General features: G+C 42.4%; 22 protein-coding genes, 16 tRNA genes and 3 rRNA genes. 35 read left to right on the forward strand and 6 right to left on the reverse strand.

Annotated features, from left to right (window positions below):
• Positions 1-138 precede the first annotated feature (138 nt).
• The 23 genes from NST24_RS04455 (at position 139) to NST24_RS04565 (ending at position 10,402) form a co-directional block, all read left to right on the forward strand.
• Entirely contained in the window at positions 139-1,017 is an 879-nt protein-coding gene (locus NST24_RS04455; RefSeq protein ID WP_025206981.1) for a nucleotidyltransferase-like protein, read from the forward strand.
• A 273-nt stretch (positions 1,018-1,290) separates the two neighbouring features.
• Positions 1,291-2,839, forward strand: a 16S ribosomal RNA gene (locus tag NST24_RS04460).
• Positions 2,840-3,022: 183 nt separating this feature from the next.
• Positions 3,023-5,953: ribosomal RNA gene (locus tag NST24_RS04465) — 23S ribosomal RNA — on the forward strand.
• Positions 5,954-6,062: 109 nt separating this feature from the next.
• A 5S ribosomal RNA gene (rrf, locus tag NST24_RS04470) occupies positions 6,063-6,178 on the forward strand.
• Together the 16S, 23S and 5S rRNA genes with 16 tRNA genes alongside form the textbook arrangement of a ribosomal RNA operon.
• Positions 6,179-6,187: 9 nt before the next feature.
• Positions 6,188-6,262 (forward strand) — tRNA-Asn (locus NST24_RS04475).
• A 4-nt stretch (positions 6,263-6,266) separates the two neighbouring features.
• Positions 6,267-6,357: transfer RNA gene (locus NST24_RS04480), tRNA-Ser, on the forward strand.
• 17 nt (positions 6,358-6,374) lie between these two features.
• Positions 6,375-6,449: transfer RNA gene (locus NST24_RS04485), tRNA-Glu, on the forward strand.
• Between the two features lie 32 nt (positions 6,450-6,481).
• Positions 6,482-6,557: transfer RNA gene (locus NST24_RS04490), tRNA-Val, on the forward strand.
• Positions 6,558-6,572: 15 nt separating this feature from the next.
• Positions 6,573-6,649, forward strand: a tRNA-Met gene (locus NST24_RS04495).
• Positions 6,650-6,663: 14 nt separating this feature from the next.
• Positions 6,664-6,740 (forward strand) — tRNA-Asp (locus NST24_RS04500).
• A 19-nt stretch (positions 6,741-6,759) separates the two neighbouring features.
• Positions 6,760-6,835 (forward strand) — tRNA-Phe (locus NST24_RS04505).
• Between the two features lie 6 nt (positions 6,836-6,841).
• Positions 6,842-6,914, forward strand: a tRNA-Thr gene (locus tag NST24_RS04510).
• 15 nt (positions 6,915-6,929) lie between these two features.
• A tRNA-Tyr gene (locus NST24_RS04515) sits at positions 6,930-7,014 on the forward strand.
• Positions 7,015-7,027: 13 nt separating this feature from the next.
• A tRNA-Trp gene (locus NST24_RS04520) sits at positions 7,028-7,101 on the forward strand.
• A 24-nt stretch (positions 7,102-7,125) separates the two neighbouring features.
• Positions 7,126-7,201 (forward strand) — tRNA-His (locus tag NST24_RS04525).
• A 9-nt stretch (positions 7,202-7,210) separates the two neighbouring features.
• Positions 7,211-7,282 (forward strand) — tRNA-Gln (locus NST24_RS04530).
• A 7-nt stretch (positions 7,283-7,289) separates the two neighbouring features.
• A tRNA-Gly gene (locus NST24_RS04535) sits at positions 7,290-7,364 on the forward strand.
• Between the two features lie 5 nt (positions 7,365-7,369).
• Positions 7,370-7,440, forward strand: a tRNA-Cys gene (locus tag NST24_RS04540).
• A 14-nt stretch (positions 7,441-7,454) separates the two neighbouring features.
• Positions 7,455-7,543: transfer RNA gene (locus tag NST24_RS04545), tRNA-Leu, on the forward strand.
• 38 nt (positions 7,544-7,581) lie between these two features.
• Positions 7,582-7,663: transfer RNA gene (locus NST24_RS04550), tRNA-Leu, on the forward strand.
• A gap of 278 nt (positions 7,664-7,941) precedes the next feature.
• Positions 7,942-8,367, forward strand: a complete 426-nt coding sequence (locus tag NST24_RS04555; RefSeq protein WP_038475046.1) for a hypothetical protein — start codon at positions 7,942-7,944, stop codon at positions 8,365-8,367.
• Between the two features lie 415 nt (positions 8,368-8,782).
• Positions 8,783-9,577, forward strand: a complete 795-nt coding sequence (locus NST24_RS04560) for a phosphotransferase (RefSeq protein WP_342462388.1) — start codon at positions 8,783-8,785, stop codon at positions 9,575-9,577.
• A 120-nt stretch (positions 9,578-9,697) separates the two neighbouring features.
• Positions 9,698-10,402, forward strand: coding sequence for a hypothetical protein (locus NST24_RS04565; protein WP_342462389.1), 705 nt, complete (start codon positions 9,698-9,700; stop codon positions 10,400-10,402).
• Between the two features lie 42 nt (positions 10,403-10,444).
• Here NST24_RS04565 and NST24_RS04570 read toward each other — a convergent pair whose 3' ends face one another.
• The 5 genes from NST24_RS04570 to NST24_RS04590 all read right to left on the reverse strand — a co-directional run bounded on the left by NST24_RS04570 (position 10,445) and on the right by NST24_RS04590 (position 13,239).
• Entirely contained in the window at positions 10,445-10,990 is a 546-nt protein-coding gene (locus tag NST24_RS04570) for a histidine phosphatase family protein (protein WP_039170147.1), read from the reverse strand.
• Between the two features lie 70 nt (positions 10,991-11,060).
• Entirely contained in the window at positions 11,061-11,252 is a 192-nt protein-coding gene (locus NST24_RS04575) for a hypothetical protein (protein ID WP_342462390.1), read from the reverse strand.
• A 117-nt stretch (positions 11,253-11,369) separates the two neighbouring features.
• A complete protein-coding gene (locus tag NST24_RS04580) occupies positions 11,370-11,663 on the reverse strand; it encodes a hypothetical protein (RefSeq protein ID WP_008349126.1) in 294 nt (97 codons plus the stop codon).
• Positions 11,664-11,727: 64 nt separating this feature from the next.
• Positions 11,728-12,417, reverse strand: coding sequence for a DUF1963 domain-containing protein (locus NST24_RS04585; protein ID WP_178929964.1), 690 nt, complete (start codon positions 12,415-12,417; stop codon positions 11,728-11,730).
• 18 nt (positions 12,418-12,435) lie between these two features.
• The gene (locus tag NST24_RS04590; RefSeq protein ID WP_019743961.1) at positions 12,436-13,239 is read right to left on the reverse strand and encodes a DUF2262 domain-containing protein; all 804 of its coding nucleotides are present in this window, start codon (positions 13,237-13,239) and stop codon (positions 12,436-12,438) included.
• 534 nt (positions 13,240-13,773) lie between these two features.
• Between NST24_RS04590 and NST24_RS04595 the strand changes: the two genes are divergently transcribed.
• Together NST24_RS04595 and lepB are read left to right on the forward strand one after the other, a co-directional pair.
• A complete protein-coding gene (locus NST24_RS04595; protein WP_007497007.1) occupies positions 13,774-15,717 on the forward strand; it encodes an LTA synthase family protein in 1,944 nt (647 codons plus the stop codon).
• 156 nt (positions 15,718-15,873) lie between these two features.
• Positions 15,874-16,440 carry a signal peptidase I gene (lepB, locus tag NST24_RS04600; RefSeq protein WP_017360387.1) on the forward strand — a complete coding sequence of 189 codons (567 nt, stop codon included), beginning with the start codon at positions 15,874-15,876 and terminating at the stop codon, positions 16,438-16,440.
• A gap of 42 nt (positions 16,441-16,482) precedes the next feature.
• Here the strand turns inward: lepB and NST24_RS04605 are convergent, their stop codons facing one another.
• On the reverse strand, positions 16,483-17,775 hold the full coding sequence (locus NST24_RS04605) for a homocysteine synthase (protein WP_019743963.1): 1,293 nt from the start codon (positions 17,773-17,775) through the stop codon (positions 16,483-16,485).
• Between the two features lie 265 nt (positions 17,776-18,040).
• Here NST24_RS04605 and NST24_RS04610 point away from each other — a divergent pair, with 265 nt between their 5' ends.
• The 10 genes from NST24_RS04610 (at position 18,041) to NST24_RS04655 (ending at position 26,347) form a co-directional block, all read left to right on the forward strand.
• Positions 18,041-18,196 carry an FbpB family small basic protein gene (locus tag NST24_RS04610; protein WP_034647783.1) on the forward strand — a complete coding sequence of 52 codons (156 nt, stop codon included), beginning with the start codon at positions 18,041-18,043 and terminating at the stop codon, positions 18,194-18,196.
• A gap of 162 nt (positions 18,197-18,358) precedes the next feature.
• Positions 18,359-19,126 carry an ABC transporter ATP-binding protein gene (locus NST24_RS04615; protein ID WP_041093312.1) on the forward strand — a complete coding sequence of 256 codons (768 nt, stop codon included), beginning with the start codon at positions 18,359-18,361 and terminating at the stop codon, positions 19,124-19,126.
• Positions 19,127-19,140: 14 nt separating this feature from the next.
• Entirely contained in the window at positions 19,141-20,130 is a 990-nt protein-coding gene (locus NST24_RS04620; protein WP_342462391.1) for an aliphatic sulfonate ABC transporter substrate-binding protein, read from the forward strand.
• A gap of 44 nt (positions 20,131-20,174) precedes the next feature.
• Positions 20,175-20,963 carry an ABC transporter permease gene (locus NST24_RS04625; protein WP_225310416.1) on the forward strand — a complete coding sequence of 263 codons (789 nt, stop codon included), beginning with the start codon at positions 20,175-20,177 and terminating at the stop codon, positions 20,961-20,963.
• A 14-nt stretch (positions 20,964-20,977) separates the two neighbouring features.
• Positions 20,978-22,120, forward strand: coding sequence for an FMNH2-dependent alkanesulfonate monooxygenase (ssuD, locus tag NST24_RS04630; protein ID WP_342462392.1), 1,143 nt, complete (start codon positions 20,978-20,980; stop codon positions 22,118-22,120).
• Positions 22,121-22,661: 541 nt separating this feature from the next.
• Positions 22,662-22,874: a hypothetical protein gene (locus tag NST24_RS04635; RefSeq protein ID WP_003211695.1), complete on the forward strand. Its 213-nt coding sequence runs from the start codon at positions 22,662-22,664 to the stop codon at positions 22,872-22,874.
• 115 nt (positions 22,875-22,989) lie between these two features.
• On the forward strand, positions 22,990-23,736 hold the full coding sequence (locus NST24_RS04640) for an ABC transporter ATP-binding protein (RefSeq protein ID WP_008349096.1): 747 nt from the start codon (positions 22,990-22,992) through the stop codon (positions 23,734-23,736).
• Complete coding sequence (locus NST24_RS04645; protein ID WP_342462393.1) at positions 23,714-25,180, forward strand: hypothetical protein; 1,467 nt, start codon at positions 23,714-23,716, stop codon at positions 25,178-25,180. The genes NST24_RS04640 and NST24_RS04645 overlap by 23 nt, the downstream gene beginning before the upstream one ends.
• Entirely contained in the window at positions 25,164-26,069 is a 906-nt protein-coding gene (locus NST24_RS04650; protein WP_008349091.1) for a PqqD family protein, read from the forward strand. Before NST24_RS04645 ends, NST24_RS04650 begins: the two co-directional genes overlap by 17 nt.
• Complete coding sequence (locus NST24_RS04655) at positions 26,066-26,347, forward strand: hypothetical protein (protein ID WP_008349089.1); 282 nt, start codon at positions 26,066-26,068, stop codon at positions 26,345-26,347. The genes NST24_RS04650 and NST24_RS04655 overlap by 4 nt, the downstream gene beginning before the upstream one ends.
• The last annotated feature ends 19 nt before the right edge of the window (positions 26,348-26,366 follow it).

The following is a 26,366-nucleotide window of genomic DNA, read 5'->3' on the forward strand; positions in this document are numbered from 1 at the left end:
TAGTTATAGAGTTTTGTGAATAAATTGCTTATAATGATTCAACGATCTTTTTTCATGTATTGAAGGAATTTTGATTCTATGAGGAGAAATACATAGCATTAGAGAAGAACCTTACACCCGAGTATTGGAGGAATCACTATGGAAAATCTTCTCCGTCCTATTTATCAAGAGAGAGCAAGTCATCCAGATACATTAGCTGTGATTATAGTAGAAAGAAGGCATAAAGTATCTTCTGAGACGGATAACTTTGATGCAGCGCTTCTAGTCATCGTAAAGGATGCGGAAGAACCTTTATTTATTAAGCACTATGAATCCGATCACCAGACAGCTTCTTTAAATGTTGTCACAGATGATCAGTTGAAGGAATGGATTACCTTAGGTACCAACAGGCGGATTATTGATTGGATTTTAAACGGAAAAGTCCTGTTTGATCGAAATGAATATATTTTCAACTTGATTGATGAACTGAGTACATTCCCGTTTTCTAACCGTAAGCTCAAAATTGGTTTAGAATATGGCAAGCTCATTCGCAGATATATAGAAGGAAAAGCATTTTTTGAATCAAATCAATTCCTCGATGCATATAATTCCATTGTGCATGCCCTGCATCATCTGGCGCGTATTGAAGTGATTGATAAAGGCTTCCACCCAGAAGTGACCGTTTGGAACCAAGTACGTCATATGGAGCCGGAAGTATATAAACTTTATTCAGAGTTGATTGAAAGCCACGAAAGTCTTCATAAACGGTTAGAACTTTTATTCCTAGCGAATGATTTCTTGATTCATTCAAAAGCAGAAATTGGTGCGGCTCATTTGCGTCATGTCATGGAACAGCAGGATATTTGGCTGTTTGGCGAGCTTCTTGCACATCCTGATCTCAAACATTTCACACCTGATCTTAGTGTGATGATTGATTTCTTTGTGGAAAAAGGAATTGTGCTAGTAGAGCCAATTGAGACGAAGGGGCAAAAAATCTATCATCGAGGATATTTTGTTAAAAAAGATATTGACGTATGAATATTATGATGGTATATTATTAAACGTCGCTAATGAGCAACTGAGTTGCTTTTAAAGAAAAGCGGACAAAAAGAAATTCAGAAAAACACTTGACGCACACGATGCTCAAATGTTATATTAAGAAAGTCGCCTCTGAGCGATAACGAAGATGATCTTTGAAAACTAAACAAGACAAAACGTACCTGTTAATTCGAGTTTTTATAAAAAAATCCTATGATACATCATAGGTAGTCAGTCAAACGCTGACGAAAAACAAAACTTCGGTTTTGTACTTTTTCGGAGAGTTTGATCCTGGCTCAGGACGAACGCTGGCGGCGTGCCTAATACATGCAAGTCGAGCGGACAGAAGGGAGCTTGCTCCCGGATGTTAGCGGCGGACGGGTGAGTAACACGTGGGTAACCTGCCTGTAAGACTGGGATAACTCCGGGAAACCGGAGCTAATACCGGATAGTTCCTTGAACCGCATGGTTCAAGGATGAAAGACGGTTTCGGCTGTCACTTACAGATGGACCCGCGGCGCATTAGCTAGTTGGTGAGGTAACGGCTCACCAAGGCGACGATGCGTAGCCGACCTGAGAGGGTGATCGGCCACACTGGGACTGAGACACGGCCCAGACTCCTACGGGAGGCAGCAGTAGGGAATCTTCCGCAATGGACGAAAGTCTGACGGAGCAACGCCGCGTGAGTGATGAAGGTTTTCGGATCGTAAAGCTCTGTTGTTAGGGAAGAACAAGTGCAAGAGTAACTGCTTGCACCTTGACGGTACCTAACCAGAAAGCCACGGCTAACTACGTGCCAGCAGCCGCGGTAATACGTAGGTGGCAAGCGTTGTCCGGAATTATTGGGCGTAAAGGGCTCGCAGGCGGTTTCTTAAGTCTGATGTGAAAGCCCCCGGCTCAACCGGGGAGGGTCATTGGAAACTGGGAAACTTGAGTGCAGAAGAGGAGAGTGGAATTCCACGTGTAGCGGTGAAATGCGTAGAGATGTGGAGGAACACCAGTGGCGAAGGCGACTCTCTGGTCTGTAACTGACGCTGAGGAGCGAAAGCGTGGGGAGCGAACAGGATTAGATACCCTGGTAGTCCACGCCGTAAACGATGAGTGCTAAGTGTTAGGGGGTTTCCGCCCCTTAGTGCTGCAGCTAACGCATTAAGCACTCCGCCTGGGGAGTACGGTCGCAAGACTGAAACTCAAAGGAATTGACGGGGGCCCGCACAAGCGGTGGAGCATGTGGTTTAATTCGAAGCAACGCGAAGAACCTTACCAGGTCTTGACATCCTCTGACAACCCTAGAGATAGGGCTTTCCCTTCGGGGACAGAGTGACAGGTGGTGCATGGTTGTCGTCAGCTCGTGTCGTGAGATGTTGGGTTAAGTCCCGCAACGAGCGCAACCCTTGATCTTAGTTGCCAGCATTTAGTTGGGCACTCTAAGGTGACTGCCGGTGACAAACCGGAGGAAGGTGGGGATGACGTCAAATCATCATGCCCCTTATGACCTGGGCTACACACGTGCTACAATGGACAGAACAAAGGGCTGCGAGACCGCAAGGTTTAGCCAATCCCACAAATCTGTTCTCAGTTCGGATCGCAGTCTGCAACTCGACTGCGTGAAGCTGGAATCGCTAGTAATCGCGGATCAGCATGCCGCGGTGAATACGTTCCCGGGCCTTGTACACACCGCCCGTCACACCACGAGAGTTTGCAACACCCGAAGTCGGTGAGGTAACCTTTATGGAGCCAGCCGCCGAAGGTGGGGCAGATGATTGGGGTGAAGTCGTAACAAGGTAGCCGTATCGGAAGGTGCGGCTGGATCACCTCCTTTCTAAGGATATATGGAGCAGCGTACGTTTTTCGTCTTGTTTAGTTTTGAAGGATCATTCCTTCAAAACATGTCTCTAGCGAGACAGGATTGTTCTTTGAAAACTAGATAACAATAAGTAATACATTCACATTGAATGCAATGCAAAGTTCATCACACATAGTGATTCTTTCTAAAGTAAGAAATGGTTAAGTTAGAAAGGGCGCACGGTGGATGCCTTGGCACTAGGAGCCGATGAAGGACGGGACGAACACCGATATGCTTCGGGGAGCTGTAAGCAAGCTTTGATCCGGAGATTTCCGAATGGGGAAACCCACTGCTCGTAATGGAGTAGTATCCATACTTGAATACATAGAGTATGAGAAGGCATACCCGGGGAACTGAAACATCTAAGTACCCGGAGGAAGAGAAAGCAAATGCGATTCCCTGAGTAGCGGCGAGCGAAACGGGAACAGCCCAAACCAAGAGGCTTGCCTCTTGGGGTTGTAGGACACTCTATACGGAGTTACAAAGGAACGATATAAGCGAAGAGGTCTGGAAAGGCCCGCCAAAGAAGGTAACAGCCCTGTAACTGAAATGTTGTTCTCTCCAGAGTGGATCCTGAGTACGGCGGAACACGTGAAATTCCGTCGGAATCCGGGAGGACCATCTCCCAAGGCTAAATACTCCCTAGTGACCGATAGTGAACCAGTACCGTGAGGGAAAGGTGAAAAGCACCCCGGAAGGGGAGTGAAATAGATCCTGAAACCGTGTGCCTACAAGTAGTCAGAGCCCGTTAACGGGTGATGGCGTGCCTTTTGTAGAATGAACCGGCGAGTTACGATCCCGTGCAAGGTTAAGCAGAAGATGCGGAGCCGCAGCGAAAGCGAGTCTGAATAGGGCGCATGAGTACGTGGTCGTAGACCCGAAACCAGGTGATCTACCCATGTCCAGGGTGAAGTTCAGGTAACACTGAATGGAGGCCCGAACCCACGCACGTTGAAAAGTGCGGGGATGAGGTGTGGGTAGGGGTGAAATGCCAATCGAACCTGGAGATAGCTGGTTCTCTCCGAAATAGCTTTAGGGCTAGCCTCAAGGTAAGAGTCTCGGAGGTAGAGCACTGATTGGACTAGGGGCCCCTACCGGGTTACCGAATTCAGTCAAACTCCGAATGCCGATGACTTATCCTTGGGAGTCAGACTGCGAGTGATAAGATCCGTAGTCGAAAGGGAAACAGCCCAGACCGCCAGCTAAGGTCCCAAAGTATACGTTAAGTGGAAAAGGATGTGGAGTTGCTTAGACAACCAGGATGTTGGCTTAGAAGCAGCCACCATTTAAAGAGTGCGTAATAGCTCACTGGTCGAGTGACTCTGCGCCGAAAATGTACCGGGGCTAAACGTATCACCGAAGCTGCGGACTGTTCTTACGAACAGTGGTAGGAGAGCGTTCTAAGTGCAGTGAAGTCAGACCGGAAGGACTGGTGGAGCGCTTAGAAGTGAGAATGCCGGTATGAGTAGCGAAAGACGGGTGAGAATCCCGTCCACCGAATGCCTAAGGTTTCCTGAGGAAGGCTCGTCCGCTCAGGGTTAGTCGGGACCTAAGCCGAGGCCGAAAGGCGTAGGCGATGGACAACAGGTTGATATTCCTGTACCACCTCCTCACCATTTGAGCAATGGGGGGACGCAGGAGGATAGGGTAAGCGCGGTATTGGATATCCGCGTCCAAGCAGTTAGGCTGGGAAATAGGCAAATCCGTTTCCCGTGAAGGCTGAGCTGTGATGGCGAGCGAAATTTAGTAGCGAAGTTCCTGATTCCACACTGCCAAGAAAAGCCTCTAGCGAGGTGAGAGGTGCCCGTACCGCAAACCGACACAGGTAGGCGAGGAGAGAATCCTAAGGTGATCGAGAGAACTCTCGTTAAGGAACTCGGCAAAATGACCCCGTAACTTCGGGAGAAGGGGTGCTTCTTAGGGTGTTAAAGCCCCGAGAAGCCGCAGTGAATAGGCCCAGGCGACTGTTTAGCAAAAACACAGGTCTCTGCGAAGCCGTAAGGCGAAGTATAGGGGCTGACGCCTGCCCGGTGCTGGAAGGTTAAGAGGAGCGCTTAGCGTAAGCGAAGGTGCGAATTGAAGCCCCAGTAAACGGCGGCCGTAACTATAACGGTCCTAAGGTAGCGAAATTCCTTGTCGGGTAAGTTCCGACCCGCACGAAAGGCGCAACGATCTGGGCACTGTCTCAACGAGAGACTCGGTGAAATTATAGTACCTGTGAAGATGCAGGTTACCCGCGACAGGACGGAAAGACCCCGTGGAGCTTTACTGCAGCCTGATATTGAATGTTGGTACAGCTTGTACAGGATAGGTAGGAGCCTTGGAAACCGGAGCGCTAGCTTCGGTGGAGGCATCGGTGGGATACTACCCTGGCTGTATTGACCTTCTAACCCGCTGCCCTTATCGGGCAGGGAGACAGTGTCAGGTGGGCAGTTTGACTGGGGCGGTCGCCTCCTAAAATGTAACGGAGGCGCCCAAAGGTTCCCTCAGAATGGTTGGAAATCATTCGCAGAGTGTAAAGGCACAAGGGAGCTTGACTGCGAGACCTACAAGTCGAGCAGGGACGAAAGTCGGGCTTAGTGATCCGGTGGTTCCGCATGGAAGGGCCATCGCTCAACGGATAAAAGCTACCCCGGGGATAACAGGCTTATCTCCCCCAAGAGTCCACATCGACGGGGAGGTTTGGCACCTCGATGTCGGCTCATCGCATCCTGGGGCTGTAGTCGGTCCCAAGGGTTGGGCTGTTCGCCCATTAAAGCGGTACGCGAGCTGGGTTCAGAACGTCGTGAGACAGTTCGGTCCCTATCCGTCGCGGGCGCAGGAAATTTGAGAGGAGCTGTCCTTAGTACGAGAGGACCGGGATGGACGCACCGCTGGTGTACCAGTTGTTCTGCCAAGGGCATCGCTGGGTAGCTATGTGCGGACGGGATAAGTGCTGAAAGCATCTAAGCATGAAGCCCCCCTCAAGATGAGATTTCCCATTCCGCAAGGAAGTAAGATCCCTGAAAGATGATCAGGTTGATAGGTCTGAGGTGGAAGCGTGGTGACACGTGGAGCTGACAGATACTAATAGATCGAGGACTTAACCTATATTCTAATGTGAAAAATGAACATTGTTATCTAGTTTTGAGAGAACATTTTTCAAAAATCTCTTGATTTATTTGTAATACATAGTATAATATCTTTTGTCACTAAATTGTCTGGTGATGATGGCGAAGAGGTCACACCCGTTCCCATACCGAACACGGAAGTTAAGCTCTTCAGCGCCGATGGTAGTTGGGGGTTTCCCCCTGTGAGAGTAGGACATCGCCAGGCTTTCTTCATTCCGCAGTAGCTCAGTGGTAGAGCTATCGGCTGTTAACCGATCGGTCGTAGGTTCGAATCCTACCTGCGGAGCCAATTTGGAGAGCTGTCCGAGTGGCCGAAGGAGCACGATTGGAAATCGTGTAGGCGGTAACCCCGTCTCAAGGGTTCGAATCCCTTGCTCTCCGCCACAATTTACATAATAAAGGGCCCGTTGGTCAAGCGGTTAAGACACCGCCCTTTCACGGCGGTAACACGGGTTCGAATCCCGTACGGGTCACCATTTTTATAGAAATACATACCAGCATTTTATTCGGAGGATTAGCTCAGCTGGGAGAGCATCTGCCTTACAAGCAGAGGGTCGGCGGTTCGAGCCCGTCATCCTCCACCATATCTTTTATATCGTCGCGGGGTGGAGCAGTTCGGTAGCTCGTCGGGCTCATAACCCGAAGGTCGCAGGTTCAAATCCTGCCCCCGCAACCAAATTTCTCTTTATTGGTCCGGTAGTTCAGTTGGTTAGAATGCCTGCCTGTCACGCAGGAGGTCGCGGGTTCGAGTCCCGTCCGGACCGCCATTTTTCAAAAAGAATACTTGGCTCGGTAGCTCAGTTGGTAGAGCAACGGACTGAAAATCCGTGTGTCGGCGGTTCGATTCCGTCCCGAGCCACCACTATTTGCCGGTGTAGCTCAATTGGTAGAGCAACTGACTTGTAATCAGTAGGTTGGGGGTTCAAGTCCTCTTGCCGGCACTGTTTTTCAAATGTGGAGGGGTAGCGAAGTGGCTAAACGCGGCGGACTGTAAATCCGCTCCCTCCGGGTTCGGCGGTTCGAATCCGCCCCCCTCCACCATTTTTATTTTCATAGGGGCATAGTTTAACGGTAGAACAGAGGTCTCCAAAACCTCCGGTGTGGGTTCGATTCCTACTGCCCCTGCCAATTATATGATTCATAACATCTATGGCGGTTGTGGCGAAGTGGTTAACGCACCAGATTGTGGCTCTGGCACTCGTGGGTTCGATTCCCATCAATCGCCCCATTTTATTATTGGGCTATAGCCAAGCGGTAAGGCAACGGACTTTGACTCCGTCATGCGTTGGTTCGAATCCAGCTAGCCCAGTTGATATGCGGAAGTAGTTCAGTGGTAGAACACCACCTTGCCAAGGTGGGGGTCGCGGGTTCGAATCCCGTCTTCCGCTCCAATTATGGCGGCATAGCCAAGTGGTAAGGCAGAGGTCTGCAAAACCTTTATCCCCGGTTCAAATCCGGGTGTCGCCTTTTTTGAAAAGACTGCCGGGGTGGTGGAATTGGCAGACACACAGGACTTAAAATCCTGCGGTAGGTGACTACCGTGCCGGTTCAAGTCCGGCCCTCGGCACCATTTTTTATTTATTATAAGTTGCGCTCTTTAATGATCATGCCGGTGTGGCGGAATTGGCAGACGCGCACGACTCAAAATCGTGTTCCTCACGGAGTGCCGGTTCGACCCCGGCCACCGGTATCTAGTTTTAGATATTCTTTATTATCGTCAATTACAGAAGAATTAAAGAATATTAACGTTTAAAACGTCTTTCTACAGATTGTAGAGAGGCGTTTTTTATTTGTTTTTAGCTAGTTTTTCACATGACAAAATTACTTCAAATGGTGAAAAAACGGTTTTTGCTGAGGGCCATTCTAAGGAGATTAACTTTTACTTTATTGATGGTTACCTTATGATTAAACTAAAGGGGCAGGACAATTGAAGATGGATTGGATCAATTGTACATAAGAGGTGTTGTAATGATTACGGTTAAAAATGCTGAAAGTTATCTTAAAGATAGCATCGGTGAAGATACCGATGAGATAAAAAAAGTTTGGGAAACATTTAAGGCTTTTTCAAAGGAGACCGTTGAGGGCGAAGAAGATAAAGAAATTTTATTTCAGTGTGGTGTCTATGATTTTACAGGAGAGGAACTATTTCATCTTGATTTTGTACGTCAGTTTACAATTTATGAAGAAGATGATTATTCTCACATGGAACAACTGCACTGTGAATTTTTATTTAAACCAACAAGCGAGTTAAAAAAGTTAAAGGTGGTAGAAGAATGGTCAATGGATTATGACGATATAGATCATTTTTTTAATCATATTGAAAGTATTCATGAGTTTAAAATTCCTTTGACTTTAAAGCCGATAAAATCAGCAATATATCAAGAAGAACTTTAATTCTTATTTCATTAACGGCTGCTTTACCTTAAGAGGGTATACCTTGCCTTTTTGGAAACATTTATCACGGAGTGCCGGTTCGACTCCGGCCACCGGTATCTATTAAAAGTTTGGTTTTTACCGTGAACCTAACGTTTCACCCTCGTGGTGAAACGTTTTTTTGTGGTTTAAATGAGTTATTTAGATGAAAATAGAATCCTATTAGAAGAGAATGAGCATGTACTACTTTTAACAGAATAAACTTTAGATGATTTGCAACATTTGGTACGATACATTTAGCCATATAAGGAAACAAAATGGATTAGCGCATTCACATAAAACAGTGAATTACCTTTGTGTAACTAAATGAATATTTGTGGGTACATACGCATCTTTAGCTGGCATCATCATTGTGACCCAGTTTGGAGGAGAAGTTATGAAAAAACAAAATGATCATGAAGAGTTATTGACAGGTGGAAATGTCTCGAACGTATATCGTTCGGGAGATACGGTTCGCAGAGAGGTAAAGTCAGACAATATGAATATACAAAAGCTGCTAAAGCATTTAGAAAAAAAGAATTTCTCTTATGCTCCAAAGTTTTTAGGGGTTGATGAAAAAGGTAGAGAGATCTTGTCCTTCATTGAAGGTGTGGCCGGTCATGATCCCTTAAAAGAATACATGTGCTCTCACAATGCTTTAAAAGAAATAGCGAAAATGCTTAGACTGTATCATGATGCTGTTTGTGATTTTCCCATTTCAGACGATTGGGAACGATTGGATAATACGCCTAACAACATAGAGGTTGTGTGCCATAATGATTTTGCGATGTACAATATTATTTTCAAAAATAAAAAGCCAGTGGGAATCATTGATTTTGATGTAGCTGCCCCTGGTCCAAAGCTTTGGGATATTGCATATACTCTCTATACTTGTGTCCCTCTCAGTAGGTTTTTTCGTACTGAAACAGGGGAGGTCGTAAATTATCATTCATTAGAGCATGCAGCCCATATAAAGTATAGAGTCAAACTGTTTTTTGAAGCTTATGGTGAGGAAATACCAGAAGATTATGTGGACATGGTGTTGCTGCGTTTAGAAGGTTTATGTCAATACATGAAGCGAAAAGCGAATGAAGGGGATAGAGCCTTTCAAAAAATGATTCATGAGGGGCACCTTGAACATTATCAAAAAGACATACAATTCATTTATGAACACAGAAAAGAATGGGTTTGAGGATGCCAAGGGTTTTCTAAAAGAAAAAGGACAAACTCATCTTTTTACTAGTTTCATGTGGATGTTACAATTGGTTATAATAGTTCAATAGAATGAATGTAAAGAGGCGGAGTTGTTATCTTGCAAACGAAGACGATATTACAGACTATGATTGAAGATGAGCGATCACATGATTATCCGCTTTTTAGACAGTACTGTGTAAGGAAAGAACAGGGTCTGCGTAAAGATGCGTTAAAGGTTCTTCAGTCTTTTGTTGAAGAGATGAATAAGAACGAATTTACAGCACGGCGTTCATTTGTTGTTTGGCTGTTTGATTACATTGAACGTTTTGAGAATGGTCATCATTTGCTTGTGTATCCATTGGTACATGGGGTGATCCATCCTGTTATTCGAGAGTGGGAAAATATTGATCCAATGGATGTGAGACCGTATCGCTGGCAAGGCTTGTTTGTGCATCAGGGGGAAGGGCTGCCCTATTTATTGAAGGCACTAGAGATGGGAGGCAGCAAAGAGCAGCGAGTGATTGTTCAAATTTGCGAAACCTATTTCTCGGCTTTGTGGTATTCGTTTCATCATATACATGAAGATCTTTATTTAAGCACCTATGAGAAAGATCATGAGCGAATTCAAGGGATTCAAGATGTCATGAAACTGATCGAAGATAAAAATGTTCAAAGCAATGTTGAAAAACTAGCAGTCTACTATAACCAGCTTTTATCGGACTGGAAGGAATTTCAGCAGACGCAGACAAGAGGTTTTGTGAAATGGTGTGCGGATCGTAAGAAGCCCTATGAGTGGGTACAGACATTTTACTATCACCAATAGTTGTTTTTCATAAGAAAAAGGCAGGGATCAACCCTGCCTTTTTTATTTATGCCATATTCTTTCTATTTCTACATGGTCTGGTTTAAAATATTTCAGGATGTAGACATCTGGATTGCTTAGTTGTTCCCACTCCTTGAATCCAATTGCAGGATCGGCGTGTTTTAGAAGCAGGCTCATAATATTGCCATGAGTGGCGAATAAAGTATGATCTCTTCCTAATTTTATTTGTTCATAGAGTGCCTCTACAATGCGATTCATCGCTTCTTGGCTCGATTCTCCGCCTTCACAGGTCATATGCAAGTCCGAAAAACTGAGCTTTAGTTTTTCATACCAATCCTTCATTGGTTGACTGCTTAACCTACGTTCAGAGAGACGCTTATCCATTTGTACCTTGATCTGTTTGGCATGAGCAAGGGGCTCAACGGTTTGAATCGCTCGTTTATAAGGACTTGAGATGATGTGGTTGAGCTGAATGCCGGAAAAAAACTGTGCGAGTTCATGCGATTGTGTGATGCCTTGAGGCGTTAAAGACGCATCCTCGGATTGTCCATCTGCTTGACAGTGTCTGACGAAATAATATGTCTTCATAGGGGGACACCTTCCTCTAAGTATAAAAAAATCATCCAATATTGGATGAGGGTTCACGAAAGTTTAGGTTCTATTTGTTCGTGCCTGCTTCTTTGTATGGATCTATCAGTTTTGAGGTTAGGTCTAAGTTGAACAAAAAATCATCTACGGTGTCTGTGCCAAAGGGAAGGGTGGAAAAATTAATTGGGATGCTGTCTTCTTGCGTATCTGAAGTAATCGGCTGTTTGTGCTTCTTTTTTCTCCAGTTCTTAAACAAGTGCATGTGAGGTCCCCTTTTCTAAAAAAAGATGGATTTATACATAATATACGGGGAGAGTTGTCCGAGCGTCAATTGTTTTCTTCAAAAGGATTTATTACATTTGTACGGAAAGAGCCACAGCTAAGTGCGGCTCTTTCCATGTTTTGACATGGCACGGTGTATGGCTTGTTGTACCTTTCGTTCGCATCTGATGTTGTATGGTTTCTTATGGAGTTTACTCGTCTTAAATTGACCAATTACACGGCGGACTCCTTGATCATAAATGATCAGCTCTCTGCTCGTTTGATCACTTAATAACGCTTGAAACCAGCTGTATTTTTTTAGCTGTGCTGCATTTCGTGATATATCATCTTCATCTACCTGTAAAAAAGGGATATACAGAGCAAGATTGAAGATGTCTAAAATGAATCCCATACCTCTGGCCCCCTTCATATCGTTTATTACGTTTAGAAAGGGGAGTGGTTCCATACAATTGGTTTTAAAAACAATCCCAGTGCATGAACCATTCTTTATTGTTTTTGTCGTAATAGAAATACATCGTGCCGTTATCACCAATCATGAACCGAGGTTTTTCTTCTGAGGCGATTTGTAGCATGAATTCTCCTGACATCTGGTGGGGAGGAGATTGGATGTAAGCTCCGTATCCACCGATTTTTGTGAACGAGTAGTTTGAGTAATGCTCGAAGAAATGATCTGTCGCTTCTTCACTTTCATTAACCTCTGATAAGTCAACGTATGACCAAGCTTCCTCCCAGCATGGATAATCCGGTTGTTCCCCTTCGAGCCACTCTATCTGAAAAGGTTTAATTCCTTTCACGTCTTCAGGGGTCTCAGCGATTTCTAATCCTTCCATTGATGAATATTCAATGAGTTTCCAGCCATCACCGTTTTTGGCGATATCGATCGGAAGGGTTTTCTTGTTGATGAAAATTTGAATCATCTTACATTCATCAAAGCCGTTCATTCCCCCTGGTACTTCGGGTAAATACATTTGTAAAATGGGAATCATAGCTCCATCTTGATCTGCCGGCCACCCTTTATCACGTTGGATGAAAAAATGACCAGCAAACCAGCTGTACTTAGATGGATCAGGGCGAAACCCGCCTATTTTGGCTACAATAGGTGTTTTTCCTAGTTGATTTAATTCGTCAAAAGCTTTGATCTTCATTTATCTATCCTCCATTCTTTAGCCAGCAATGTGTGCATCTTGAAACGTTCCATTCATATTGCCAGAGACAATGATGACATGTCCCCAAAATAAATCTCCGTCATGATAGTAGGCTTCGAATTCTCCATTTGGATAAGCATGGAGGCTTTCAAGAGAGATGCGGCTGATAAATTGATCCGGTGTGATCTCTTCTGAATGTTCAGCGGAGTCGTCTTGTTCCTGCCAATCTTTTGCTAGTTCAATCAGCTGATTTGCTGCATATGACTTCATGGAGGCATCCCATGTTGTCTGCTCTTCTACGAGTTGTCTAGCCGTTTTCAGAGAGTCATTCATTTCTTCCTCTTCTTCAAGATTGAAGTAAAGAAGGCACTCCTCATTGCCCCACTGGATGGTTGTTTCAAATAAGTCTAGTCCTTTCACTAATTCAAAGGTACCCAGCTTGTCATCGTGGTAAAAGATAGGTTGTTGAGCTTCTTCTAATATTTCTTGAAGTTCCTTATCTTCAGTATCTGTATCAACAAGTGAAACGAGCATAAATTCACCTTCACCTTTACGTACTTGAAGTGTGACGATAGATTCTTTATGTAATTGCGCTTGTTTTTCTCGTAATCCCTTTTCATCTGTTAACCAGCACAGTCTCACTTTTTCGGTTATGATGCGGTCTTTTTCCTTCCATGCAATGAGCGGGATTGAAGCAGTCCAAAGAGTTTCTTTTCCCGCTTTTCCTGCGCCGACTCCAGAAGGTCCTGTAACAGCCATGATGTCTATCACTTCTTCTGAGAATCTTTGTTCAAATATGTTGATTTGTTTGTTTGATTTCATAGGATGTCCCCCAGCTTGATTTATTTGATGGAGCTATACCTTTATCACACCGTACATTGGCAGGGGAAATCAAGCTTTTTTTGCTTAAAACTGTTTTTTAGGTTTGTGGCAACAGAGAGGATACATGGATTGCTGGAGGTTGAGTCACAATAAAAAAGCAAATCGGTTCGGATTTTGTATAAATTTGGCTAAGTGGGTCGAAAAGCCTAGGTGATTCTTCCTTTTCTTTATAATTACTTTGACACGATTAGATGAAAAAAGTAAAGTAGTACTGAGTGATTTACAAAACCTTCATCATTCTCTGAAACATGAAGCGGCAGTAAATTTAATGTAAATGGATATTTTTCCTTTTATTTACTCGTATTTTTTTTGAAACTTATGATGCTTCTTATTCGTTATATTAAAGGAGCACATGTAACCTGCGGAGAAAAGAGCATCGGAATGCTTGGTGCAGAAGATTTACATTTGCAAAATCAATGTAAATTTTTTATGATTTCATTTATATCAGATCGAAAATAAGAAAGAAGAGGTTTTATGAAAAAAATATTTGCGAACAAATATAGCTTTTTTGTTTTGGCTGTTCTTCTATTTTGGGCGAAATCGTACACAGCCTACAAAATGGACTTTAATTTAGGAGTGAAGGGATCTTTTCAAGAGGGTCTTCTCTTATTAAATCCATTCAGTTCAGCCATCGTGTTTTTAGGACTTGCTCTCTTTTTGAAGGGGCGTAAATCGGCCATTGTTTTAATTGTCATTGATTTTATTATGACCGCACTTTTATATGCGAATGTAGCGTACTATCGTTTCTTTGATGATTTTTTAACATTCCCGACAATGAAACAAGCCGGTAATCTTGGGGGAGGTATGACTGGCGGTGTGTTAGCAAGTATTAAGCCGCATGACCTTTTGTACTTCCTTGATATCATCATTTTAATTGCCATTGTCATTTGGAGACCAGAAGTGAAGAAGTTCCAAATGAAAAAAACTTTCGCACTGCTGATTGTGGCTGCAGGTGTTGGACTATTCTTCGTTAACCTACACTTAGCTGAAAAAGATCGTCCAGAATTATTGACGAGAACATTTGATCATAAGTACATTGTGAAATATTTAGGTGTTTATAACTATGCGATTTATGACGGCGTTCAAACCGCACAAAATGCAACGCAGGTAGCAAATGCGAGCAGTGATGATTTAACGGATGTTGTGAACTATACAACCTCTCACTATGCGAAACCAAATGCAGAATACTTTGGTCAAGCAAAAGGGAAAAACATCATTAAAATCCATTTAGAAAGCTTCCAGTCATTTTTAATTGACTACAAGTTAAATGGAGAAGAAGTGACGCCGTTTTTAAACAAACTAGCTCATGGAAAAGAAGATTTTACGTATTTTGATAACTTCTTCCACCAGACTGGTCAAGGGAAGACTTCTGATGCTGAGCTCATGATGGATAATAGTATGTTTGGCTTACCAGAGGGTGCAGCGTTTGTGACAAAAGGTGAAAATACTTTCCAATCACTTCCTGCCATTTTAGATCAAAAAGCAGGCTATACGAGTGCAGTGCTTCACGGGGATTATAAATCTTTCTGGAACCGTGACACGATTTATAAACATATGGGAATTGATCAATTCTTCGATGCATCTTATTACAACATGGATGAAGAAAACCTTGTAAACATGGGTCTGAAGGATAAACCATTCTTTAAAGAATCAATCCCAATGTTAGAATCAATGAAAAAGCCATTTTATGCACACTTAATGACATTGACCAACCATTATCCATTTAATTTAGATGAGAAAGATGCGACAATCGCTAAGGCAACAACTGGCGATAAAACAGTGGATAATTATTTCCAAACAGCGAGATACTTGGATGAATCATTAGAACAATTCTTTAAGGACTTGAAAAAATCAGGTCTGTATAAAGACTCAGTGATTCTATTATATGGTGACCATAACGGTATTTCTGAGAACCATAACCGTGCAATGAGTGAGATTCAAGGGAAAGAAATTACGCCATATCAAAATGCACAAAATCAGCGTGTACCGCTCATGATTCGTATCCCTGGGAAACAAGGCGGCGTGAATCATACGTATGGCGGTGAAGTAGACGTGATGCCAACGCTTCTTCACTTACAAGGTATTGATTCAAATGAGTACGTGAATTTTGGAACAGATTTATTCTCTAAGAAGCATGATCAAACTGTTGCATTCCGTAACGGAAACTATGTGACACCAAAATATACCCTTGTAGATAATACGGTCTACGATACAAAAACGGGTAAAGTGGTGAAACAAAACAAAAAGACAGAAGCGATTAAAGCCCGTGTTGATAATCAGTTAAGCCTGTCAGATAAAGTACTGTACAGGGATCTTCTTCGATTCCATAAGCTATCTGATTTTAAACCAGTGAATCCATCTGATTATTTCTATGGTAAAACAAACAAAGAGACAGAAGCGGATTCTTCTGCTAACTAACTGAGTTTTGGGCAAGCACAGAAAGGTGCTTGCCTTTTTCTCTCTTACAGCTTGATTTGTTGGCAAAATATGTTTATATTTAGGGAGAAACAAGCGTGGCGTCAGCGGTCAGCTGGCGATAACTCATTTTGTCCTAGGGGATTTCAGGAGGAGCTTATGACAACAAATACAAAAACACAAAAAAAGAAATCAGAATTATGGGGCTGGATCAAAGCCATCTTAATCGCATTTATTGCTGTTTTTATCATTCGTAACTTTTTATTCGCACCGTATATTGTGAAGGGGACTTCTATGGAACCGACACTGCATAATACAGAGCGGGTGTTTGTGAATAAAACAGTTGATTACTTCGGCGATTATAAACGCGGACAGATCATTGTTCTTGATGGGGAAGACCGTAGTACTCACTATGTGAAACGATTGATTGGTTTACCTGGTGATAAAATCGAAATGAAAAATGACCAGCTATATGTGAACGGTCAAAAAGTGGCGGAGCCTTATTTAGCATCAAACAAAAAGAAAGCTGCCGCAGATGGCACCTTGCTGACACCTGATTTTGGTCCTCTTACAGTCCCTAAAGGAAAGTACTTTGTCATGGGTGACAATCGCCAAAACTCAATGGACAGTCGCAATGGTTTAGGTCTTTTTACAAAGAGTGACATTCAAGGGACAACATCATTCGTGTTTTATCCCTTCCAAGATATTCGATTAATCAATCACTAATCAATAAGAAAAAGCACACAGGCGTGTGCTTTTTTTGTTTGGTTAAGACTGACTTTTTGAAATCGCCTGTTCTAGATCTGCCAGAATATCTTCAATCGCTTCTGTTCCAACAGATAAACGAATAAGTTCTGGTGTCACCCCTGTGGCTTTTTGCTCTGCTTCACTTAATTGCTGATGCGTTGTGCTGGCAGGGTGGATGATGAGTGACTTAGAGTCGCCTACGTTTGCAAGATGTGAGAAAAGCTGAACCGAATCAATGAGTTTTTTTCCTGCGTCTTTGCCACCTTTAATGCCGAATGTGAGGATGGCACCTTGTCCTTTTGGTAAATAAGTTTGAGCCAGCTCAAAGGATTCATGGCCTTCAAGACCTGGATAGCTGACCCATTCTACAAGAGGATGATCTTGTAAAAATTGTGCTGTCTTCAATGCATTTTCACTGTGGCGTTCAAGGCGAAGGTGCAATGTTTCTAAGCCTTGCAAGAGTAAAAATGAGTTGAATGGTGATAAAGCCGCCCCTAGATCACGTAAGAGCTGTACACGTGCTTTTGTGATATAAGCCGCTTCGCCAATTGCTTCCGTATACGTCAGGCCATGATAGCTTGGGTCTGGTTCAGTCAGGCCTTTGAACTTATCGCTATCACCCCAAGGAAACTTACCGCTGTCGACGATGACTCCGCCAATGGATGTGCCGTGGCCGCCGATGAATTTCGTCGCTGAATGGACGACAATGTCTGCGCCAAATTCAATCGGTCTTAACAAATAAGGGCTGGCAAGTGTGTTATCCACAATTAGAGGGATATGGTGCTTGTGTGCAATGGCTGATACGGCTTCAATATGTAAAATGTCGCCTTTTGGATTTCCGATGCTCTCTGCATACACTGCTTTTGTTTTATCTGTAATGGCTGCTTCAAGTTCTTCAAGGTTTGAGGAATCCACAAACTTTACTGTTATTCCAAGTTTTTTCAAGGTATGAGCAAATAAATTATATGTGCCGCCATACAGACTGCTGGAGGATACGATTTCGTCTCCAGCTCCCGCAATGTTTAAAATGGAGTAAGTGGTCGCTGCTTGTCCTGAGGAGACAGCAAGTGCACCAATTCCACCTTCAAGCTCAGCGATCCGTTTTTCAAACACATCATTTGTCGGGTTCATAATACGTGAATAAATATTACCGGGTTCCTGAAGTCCGAATAAATTCGCCGCATGCTCACTATCTCTAAAACCGAAAGAGCTTGTTTGGTAAATAGGTACAGCTCTTGAATAGGTGGCTGAATCCAGTTCTTGACCTGCGTGTATTGCTTTTGTTTCTAAACGAAATTGAAGTTCTTCTGACATGTGTGTATCCTCCTTTTGTTAGATAAAACCAACTACTTTAATAAGAAATATTTAATAAGACTATAAATCTTGTTTACTGCCCGGTCAATCATTTTTTAGATAAATCTGAAAAAACAATAAATATAGTTGACATGTCGGAATAGTATGTATTAACATAAGCATACTGAAAATACCAACAAAAATCGCTGATCGGTCAACCGAAGGCTCGTTCACTCAGGCATGAGTGAAGGGCCTTTTTTTATTTTAATCAGGAGGGAAGCTGAAGATGGAGAAAAAGAAAAAACGAAAAAAATACAGAAAACATTTGGATATCACATTAGACATTTTGATTGAGCGGAACAAATATGAGATTTACAGCAATCAAGAACGAATAGAAGAAATTTACGATCGTATTGATGAAAAGCATACAAGGTCGAAATAACCATTTTATAAAATATAGTTGATTTATAGGAATAATATGATTTGGGATGGTGCTAACAACTCAATATGAATAGCTGATCGGACAACACGAAGGCTCTTATCTCTCTTTTGGGATAAGGGCCTTTCTGTGTATCTATCTGATGACAAGAGGAGTGAACTTGCAATGACTATTTCCATTGATATTGTGGATAAGTCTTTTTGGAAAGACAAACAAACCATTCAAGTGCTTGAAAACGTAAGGCTCACCATCGTTCCTGGTGAATTCGTGACGGTGATTGGTCCGAGCGGATGCGGGAAAAGTACATTGCTGAAGATGATTGGAGGCCTTGATACAGATTATGATGGGCAGATCGTGATAGGAGAAAGGCGTGTGGTAGAACCAGGAATGAAACAGGGCTTTATCTTTCAAGAGCATCGCTTGTTTCCATGGCTGACGGTCGAAGAAAATATCGCTGCCAATTTCAATTTAAAACAGGCGTCTGTTCGCCGCAAAGTGGATGAATTAATTGAAATTGTTCGGTTAAAAGGTTTTGAACACGCCTATCCACATGAGCTTTCAGGCGGGATGTCACAACGTGTTGCTATTGCAAGAGCACTCCTGCGTGATCCGGAGATTTTATTGCTTGATGAACCTTTTGGTGCGCTAGATGCATTTACACGGAAACACTTACAGGATGTACTGCTGGATATTTGGCAGGAGAAAAGAACAACGATGGTGCTTGTCACTCATGATATTGACGAATCCATTTATTTAGCCAATGAAATTGTGCTGTTACAAGCAAGACCCGGTCGAATTCATAAAATCCTTCCCGTGAACTTACCATTCCCGCGGAATAGAACGTCAACAGCTTTTCAGAGCTTAAGACAAAAGGTGCTTTCAGAATTTGAGAAAACAGATGAGCTGTTACTGACGAATGGCTCAGGAATCTAAGGAGGTCAAATTGAATGAAAAGGCAAAAAAGGATCGTTCTCTTTCTGGGTATCCTCCTTGTATTAGCTGGGTGTGGTCAAGCAGCGAATGGATCAGAAGACAAGCCGAAAGAGATTCGGATTGGGATTCAGCAAAGTCTAAGCCCACTTCTTTTAGCAAAGGAAAAAGGGTGGTTTGAGCAATCATTTGAAAAAGAAGGTGTGAAAGTCAAGTGGGTGGAGTTCCAAAGTGGTCCTCCCCAATTCGAAGGACTCGCCGCCAATCAATTAGATTTTTCACAGGTTGGTAATTCACCTGTTATAGCTGGTCAGGCAGCAGGTATTGATTTTAAGGAAATTGGTTTATCTCAGGATGGGTTAAAGGCGAATGGGATTTTAGTGAATAAGAACAGTGAGATTCAAAAAGTAGAAGATTTAAAAGGGGAAAAAATCGCCGTTGCCAAAGGGAGCAGTGGTTTTGACTTCTTATACAAAGTATTAGATCAGGCAGGTTTATCTGCAAAGGATGTCCAGATCATTCAGCTTCAGCCGGATGAGGCAATATCTGCGTTTGAAAATGGGTCAGTTGATGCTTGGTCGATCTGGGAGCCGTTCTTATCACTTGAAACGATAGAAAAGGGAGCAAAGCTGCTGGTTAATGGAGAAGCGACCGATTTATATTCACCTGGATTCACACTTGTCAGAACCAAGTTTGCCGATGAGTACCCTGAACTAGTGGTGCAATTTTTAAAAGTATATGACAAAGCGGTGAAATGGCAGAAAGACCATCAACAGGAAGCCATTACACTTTATGCTCGTTTGAAACAATTAGATCAGAAGGTGGTGACACAAGTATTAAACAATACAGAGCCGCTCAATGAGCCTATTTCTAAGAAGATCATAAACGCTCAGCAGCATACAGCTGATTTTCAATATCAAACAAAGGCGATTCAGCGGAAGATTGATGTCAATCAGGTGGTAGATAATTCGTTTATTGAAAAAATGCTGAAAGAGGAGAAGAGTTGATGAAAGCTGCATCTAACCCAGCCCTTGTGACTAAAACCGAGCGAATGAAGAAAAAAAGGAGAAAAGCTTCATCCTTCATCATGTTAAAAGGACTTGTATTACCTGCTTTACTCATTGCGATTTGGCAGGGAGCTGCTGCTTCCCAAATCGTTTCTTCTACTGTACTACCTGCACCCACTGTCATTGCGGAATCTTTTCGTGAGTTGATTCGTTCCGGTGAGCTGTTTGGCCATCTTTACATCAGTCTCTACAGAGCAATATGCGGGTTTTTACTTGGGGGAGGTTTAGGACTTGCGATGGGTCTGTGTGTCGGTTTTTCTAGGAAAACCGAGCAGTATGTAGATCCGACCTTGCAAATGCTGAGAACAGTTCCTCATTTAGCGGTGACTCCTTTATTTATTCTTTGGTTTGGTTTTGATGAATCAGCGAAAATTTTATTGATTGCACTTGGGGCTTTTTTTCCGATCTATATCAATACTTTTCTAGGAATTCGCAGTGTAGATAACAAGCTTTTCGATGTGGCTCGCGCTTTAGAGTTTAATCTGTATCAAAATATCACAAAGCTCATTTTACCTGCTGCCCTTCCTCATATTCTTCTGGGCGTGAGGCTTTCATTAGGCATTGCCTGGCTTGGTTTAGTGGTGGCTGAATTGATGGGGTCGAGTAGTGGAGTCGGCTACATGATTATGGATGCAAGACAATTCTCGCAAACGGATAAAGTGTTTGTAGGGATTATCATCTTTGCGGTAGTTGGTAAGATGACTGATTCATTTGTACGGCTGTTAGAAAAGCGACTGCTCAAATGGCGCACAAGTTATCAAGGTGAAAAATAATAGGAGGCGATATGATGAATATTCTATGGTTTATTCCAACGCATGGGGATGGGCGTTATTTAGGATCATCGAAAGGGGCAAGACAGGCAGACTATCCGTATTTTAAACAAATTGCTCAAGCTGCCGATCAGCTTGGGTACACAGGGGTCTTGCTGCCTACTGGTAGATCTTGTGAAGATCCATGGCTGACAGCGGCCGCTTTAGCTGCAGAAACAACCCATTTAAAGTTTCTTGTGGCTCTTCGGCCAGGGTTGATGCAGCCATCTGTTACTGCTAGAATGACCTCCACATTTGATCGGCTTTCAGGCGGGAGACTGCTGATCAATGTTGTAGCGGGAGGAAGTAAAGAAGAACTTGAAGGAGACGGGCTATTCATTTCTCATGATGAACGTTATGAGGCAGCAGAAGAATTTTTGACCATATGGAAGAGGTTATTGAAAGGAGAGAATGTTCAGTTTCAAGGGAAGCATCTGCAAACACAAAATGGACGGCTGTTATTTCCACCAGCTCAAACACCACATCCACCCGTTTTTTTTGGAGGATCATCAGAAGCAGGCATTCAAGCCGCTGCAAAACATACAGATGTTTATTTAACTTGGGGCGAGCCGCCTGCACAAGTAAAAGAGAAAATCGCACAAGTGAAAAAGCAGGCTGAAAAGGAAGGAAGAACGGTGAGGTTTGGTATTCGACTTCATGTGATCGTGAGGGAAACGGAAGATGAAGCTTGGCAGGCAGCGGAACATCTGATTCGTCATTTAGATCAAGAGACTATTGATGAGGCGCAAAAGACTTTACAAGGGATGGACTCAGTAGGGCAAAAACGAATGGTTGAATTACATCAAGGGAATAAAGAGAAGCTTGAAATTAGCCCTAATCTTTGGGCGGGCATTGGCTTAGTTAGAGGCGGGGCAGGAACAGCGCTCGTCGGGGACCCGCATACAGTAGCAGAACGTATAATAGAATATCAGTCTCTAGGTATTGATACATTTATCTTTTCTGGTTATCCGCACTTAGAAGAATCTTATTATTTAGCAGAACTTGTTTTCCCGCTTCTCCCATTTAAAAGAAATGGTGATGCAGGACCACACGTTCCTGCTGGTGAAATTATTGGGAACAATTACTTTCCTGATACAGTCTCTGCTGCAAGTTCCTCATAAATGAAAGCAAAGCAGTCATACTTGTCGGGCTGCTTTGCTTTTTTTATAGAAAGAGAAGCAAGTAAAATGATATGTGCTGTGGAAGAAGGCAAGGGCTTTTTTCCCAACAGGTTTTCTTGTATATACATATTTTAAGAGACAAGAGAAGAAGGAAAATATGCTCACTCTTTTGTCGGAATTATCAGTTAATATGTCGTATTTGATGTGTTAACGACATATAATTAGGACTTTTATATCTGATATATCGGGGGAATTCTTTCTATCTCAAAAAAATGAAAGATTAAATAGAAGAGATGATGAAAATGAACTATTTGAAAAAAGGCAGAAAAAAGATGGATTTATTGACAATATATGGTTTCGGTGGTTCTTATGTTATGGTGAAAAATAGTAAAAAAGGGAGTATTTATATAGTTGAACATGAATAATTGAATAAAAAGTCACATTTTACACGAAAATATGTTCGGTCAAAAATGGGATCTTCTGTTGATGTTTGGAGTGTGACGCCTATGATACGATCATCATAAGCTGGGAGGTGAAAAGTATGACTTATGCAGCGCCGCAAGTTGACTATTCCACTATGGAACCTGCTATTATGGACCAAGCTTGGTTCTTAGTATTTGTTGCTGTCCTTCTTGGATTGGGAGCAACAGTTGTTCTAGGAGCAGCAGTTTGGTGTTTAGCAAACGGCAAGGGTAGCTTTACAGGAGCCGTTCAGTGGGAAAGTGGCTTAAAAGTCCAAATTGAATGTAAGTAGCTATACTTAGGATTCATCTTTTTACTTCTTAGATAAGACACCAGGGCTAAACCGTCTGTGGCGGGCGGTTTAGCCTGATCTGTTTTTAAAGAATATGCAGACACTTGGAGGTTATATGTTTACGATCGAGAATTTAACCAAGACGTATAAAAATAACGTGACTGCTGTCAATGATTTTCATTTGAAAATTGCCCCTCATCAAATCGTTGCTGTGGCTGGACCAAATGGATCCGGTAAAACAACGATGATTAACTGTGTACTCGGCATCATTAAGCATACAGAAGGAACCATTCATATCAAGGATGTCACAAATGATGATCCATCCTTTAAAAAACAAGTCGCCTATGTTCCAGATGATCTGCTGCTCCCTGAAGCATTGACTGGTGCTGAATATTTAGATTTTGTTTCTTCTATGTATGAATGTAAAACAATTCAAAGAAGAAATCAACTAATTGAATTGTTTGATATGGAATCAGCTTTATCAAGACCGATTGAAACCTATTCCCATGGAATGAAAAAAAAGACACAGCTGATTGCTGCCTTTATGCTTGAGAGTCAATTAGTGATCATGGATGAGCCCTTTAGAGGACTTGATATTGAAGCGGTTATAAACACAAAGAAACTGATGAAACGTTATGCCGAGCACCATGGTGCAATCTTGCTTTCAACGCATGATATGCTTTCAGCGGAAGAGCTGTGCCACAAGATCGCCATTATTTCTAAAGGAAATAAAATGGATGAAGGGACGGTTTCAGCCTTAAAAGAAAAGTATCAATCAAGCACATTGGAACAGGTGTTTCTGAAAGCTTCAATGTTAAGTGATAGGGGTGCACATTTTGATGAAATCATTAATCATTTCTAAAATGATGCTTAAAATGTGGCAGCAGGAGATGTATAAGCTCTTTGATACTCAAACGAAGCGAATCATTGTGGTCTTATTCTTTTTGTTTGCAGTCACAATGGGAGCCATCATCGGATACAGTTTTACGGGTGTCTTTATGAAGGCTTTCTTAAATGGAGATGAACGTTCACTTGGGTTGTTGGTTGTGTCGATGGCAATCAATGCATCCATTTTTACAAGCTTGTTATTTGTGCTGATCAAAGTCAGAACACCTGAACAAGATCGTTTTTCTATGCAGCTCAGCTGGTTTCCGCTGTCTACCTTTCAAAAAAGTCTTGGTTACTTCATTCCGATGGTGACAGTCGTGACAGGGCTTGTTTTATTTTTCATCGGGATCTTGCTTTTACCTAATTTTATTGCACAAGGGATCGGTATTTTCTTTATTCTTACATTCTTTTTGATGGTGCTTTTGCAATCCCTCTTTGTCTTAACACTGCTTCAGCTCATTTACAACGTGACTTATTTACTCGTACTAAAATTAAAATTACCGTTGCAAAAATTTGCAGCGATATTTGTTTTATTAGCGCTAGTTGTAGCGTATGGAATGACACATTTCGACATCAATCAAATACAGCAATCATATGTACAGTTTGATTATCATTTGATGTATTTTACAGCGCCGTTTTTCTTAGCGGCACAAGGGATGTCTCCTGACGGGGTGAATTATGCGATTTTGATCCTCTTCATCTTATTATCTGCGGGAGGCGCATTTATTTCTCTTGCTTTAATGCCAATTATGGCTGAGAAAAAAGCGTTAACCTTTCTGCACAAACTACCATTTTCATCTTCGAAAAAGTGGTCACTCATTGTAAAGGAAATAAAGTCACAAGTGAGAAATGAAGAAAATATTTTAAACTTTCTCATCCTCCTTATTGTCATTTTATTTGTTCGTTATCAGTTTGCCTTCCGCTTTGAAGGAGAAGCTTTTTTTGTCTTATGTGCGCTAGCTGGGTTAACAGCTTTTAATTCATTTGGCAATGACAAACGTATGCTTGGGATGTATAAAACGTTTGGTCTAAGGCCGTGGGAAGTGGCTCTTTATAAGTTTCTCGGGCTTTTGCTCGTTGGTGTGATCCAAATTGTATTATTTATGATCACAACACTGACGCTCCCGGATCAGATCTGGATCGTGTTGATTGGCGCTGCTGTCTTGGTTAATGCAACGGCTCTCTTTTATGTGGTGGGTATTTTATTGCCCCTTGATCGAAATAATCCATACACAGGCATTTTCTCGTTTGGAGCGCTTATTTTAATCATGATTCCGATTGTATTTATTGGAAACTATGTGATAGGGGAATCGAGTCAAATGCTTCAGTGGCTGCTTGTGGCAGGATTTGAATGTCTGCTCATCTTTGCCATATATAAAGGTTTTTCATGGAGGTATTCACATGATTCAACTTCTTAACAATAAGCTAAAGATTGAGCGGGTGCCGGCACTTGCGCCATATGTGACTTTACAAAAAAGACATTTGACTGATACGCAGTACGGAAGTTCGCTTCCGATTAACGAAAGTGCATATCATATGTTAACGAAAGTGGATGGTCAAAGGACAGAGGCGAGTATTACGGCAGAGCTCGCCGATTTGTTTCAGGTCGATGAGTCTGTGATTGCCCGTGATTTTTATCAATTGATGATGGGGCTGAATCAGCATCACTTGCTGTCGATTCATTATCAATCGCCATATCGGACTGTCACAGCCTTCTGTCAATTTTTTAAGCAGTATCAAGTAAAGATGAAAGAGCGGTTTGACTGCACGGGTCATTCATTTCTTCACATATTGGGTACGGCTCTGCTGATGGTGACGCGCAAAATCATCTTTTTCTGGGTGCTCTTTATGATCATGGCGGGAATCGCCTTTTTATTTATTCCTGATCCATCGATTGCAGCCATTGCCATTTATTTTACGATTATTTATTTCGGATTAATTACTGGAACCGCCTTGCATGAGGCGGCACATGGGTATGCACATCGGAAGTTCGCCGGCCGGGATGGTCCTCAAGGCTTTTTTGCGAGCGATATGATGTCTGTGAAATTTGTGAGGCCTGTTTTAGATCCATTTCAGAAAAAACAGGTGTGGATTACACTGCTTGGTCCGCTTTTGCCGGGGCTCATTGGCGCAGCCGGAATCATTGTGACTGTTTTATTTCTAAAAGAAAATCCAATTTCGACAGGGTTTTTCATTTTTTCAATCACGTATTTTATTCAATTACTCTACCTTCTTCCGTTTATGGGGGATGGTAAGTCTATTATGAAGCAGTTATTGCTTGGTGGAATGGGAGGACAACGATCATGAACGTTCAGGCAATGAAACAAGGTGCAATTGTTGGTAGTTTCCTAGGTTTCTTAGGCTTTCCGATGCTGACCATTGGTGTTCTGTTCTATCACTTATTTCAATCAAAAACAAATAATGAATTATTATTTAACAGTCTTGCTTTTGAGATGGAAGGTTCGTCTGCATTTACGTTCCAAATCAAACCAAACTTTTTTATTTATATGGTTGTCATTTTTGCTGTCAGTTTTCTCATTGTGGCATTCCTATCAGCCATGAAACAGAAAAAAGCGAAAGATTAGGAGAATTTTCCTAATCTTT

It is taken from the genome of Bacillus sp. FSL R5-0286 (genome assembly GCF_038593245.1).
GTDB lineage: Bacteria > Bacillota > Bacilli > Bacillales > Bacillaceae > Bacillus > Bacillus altitudinis.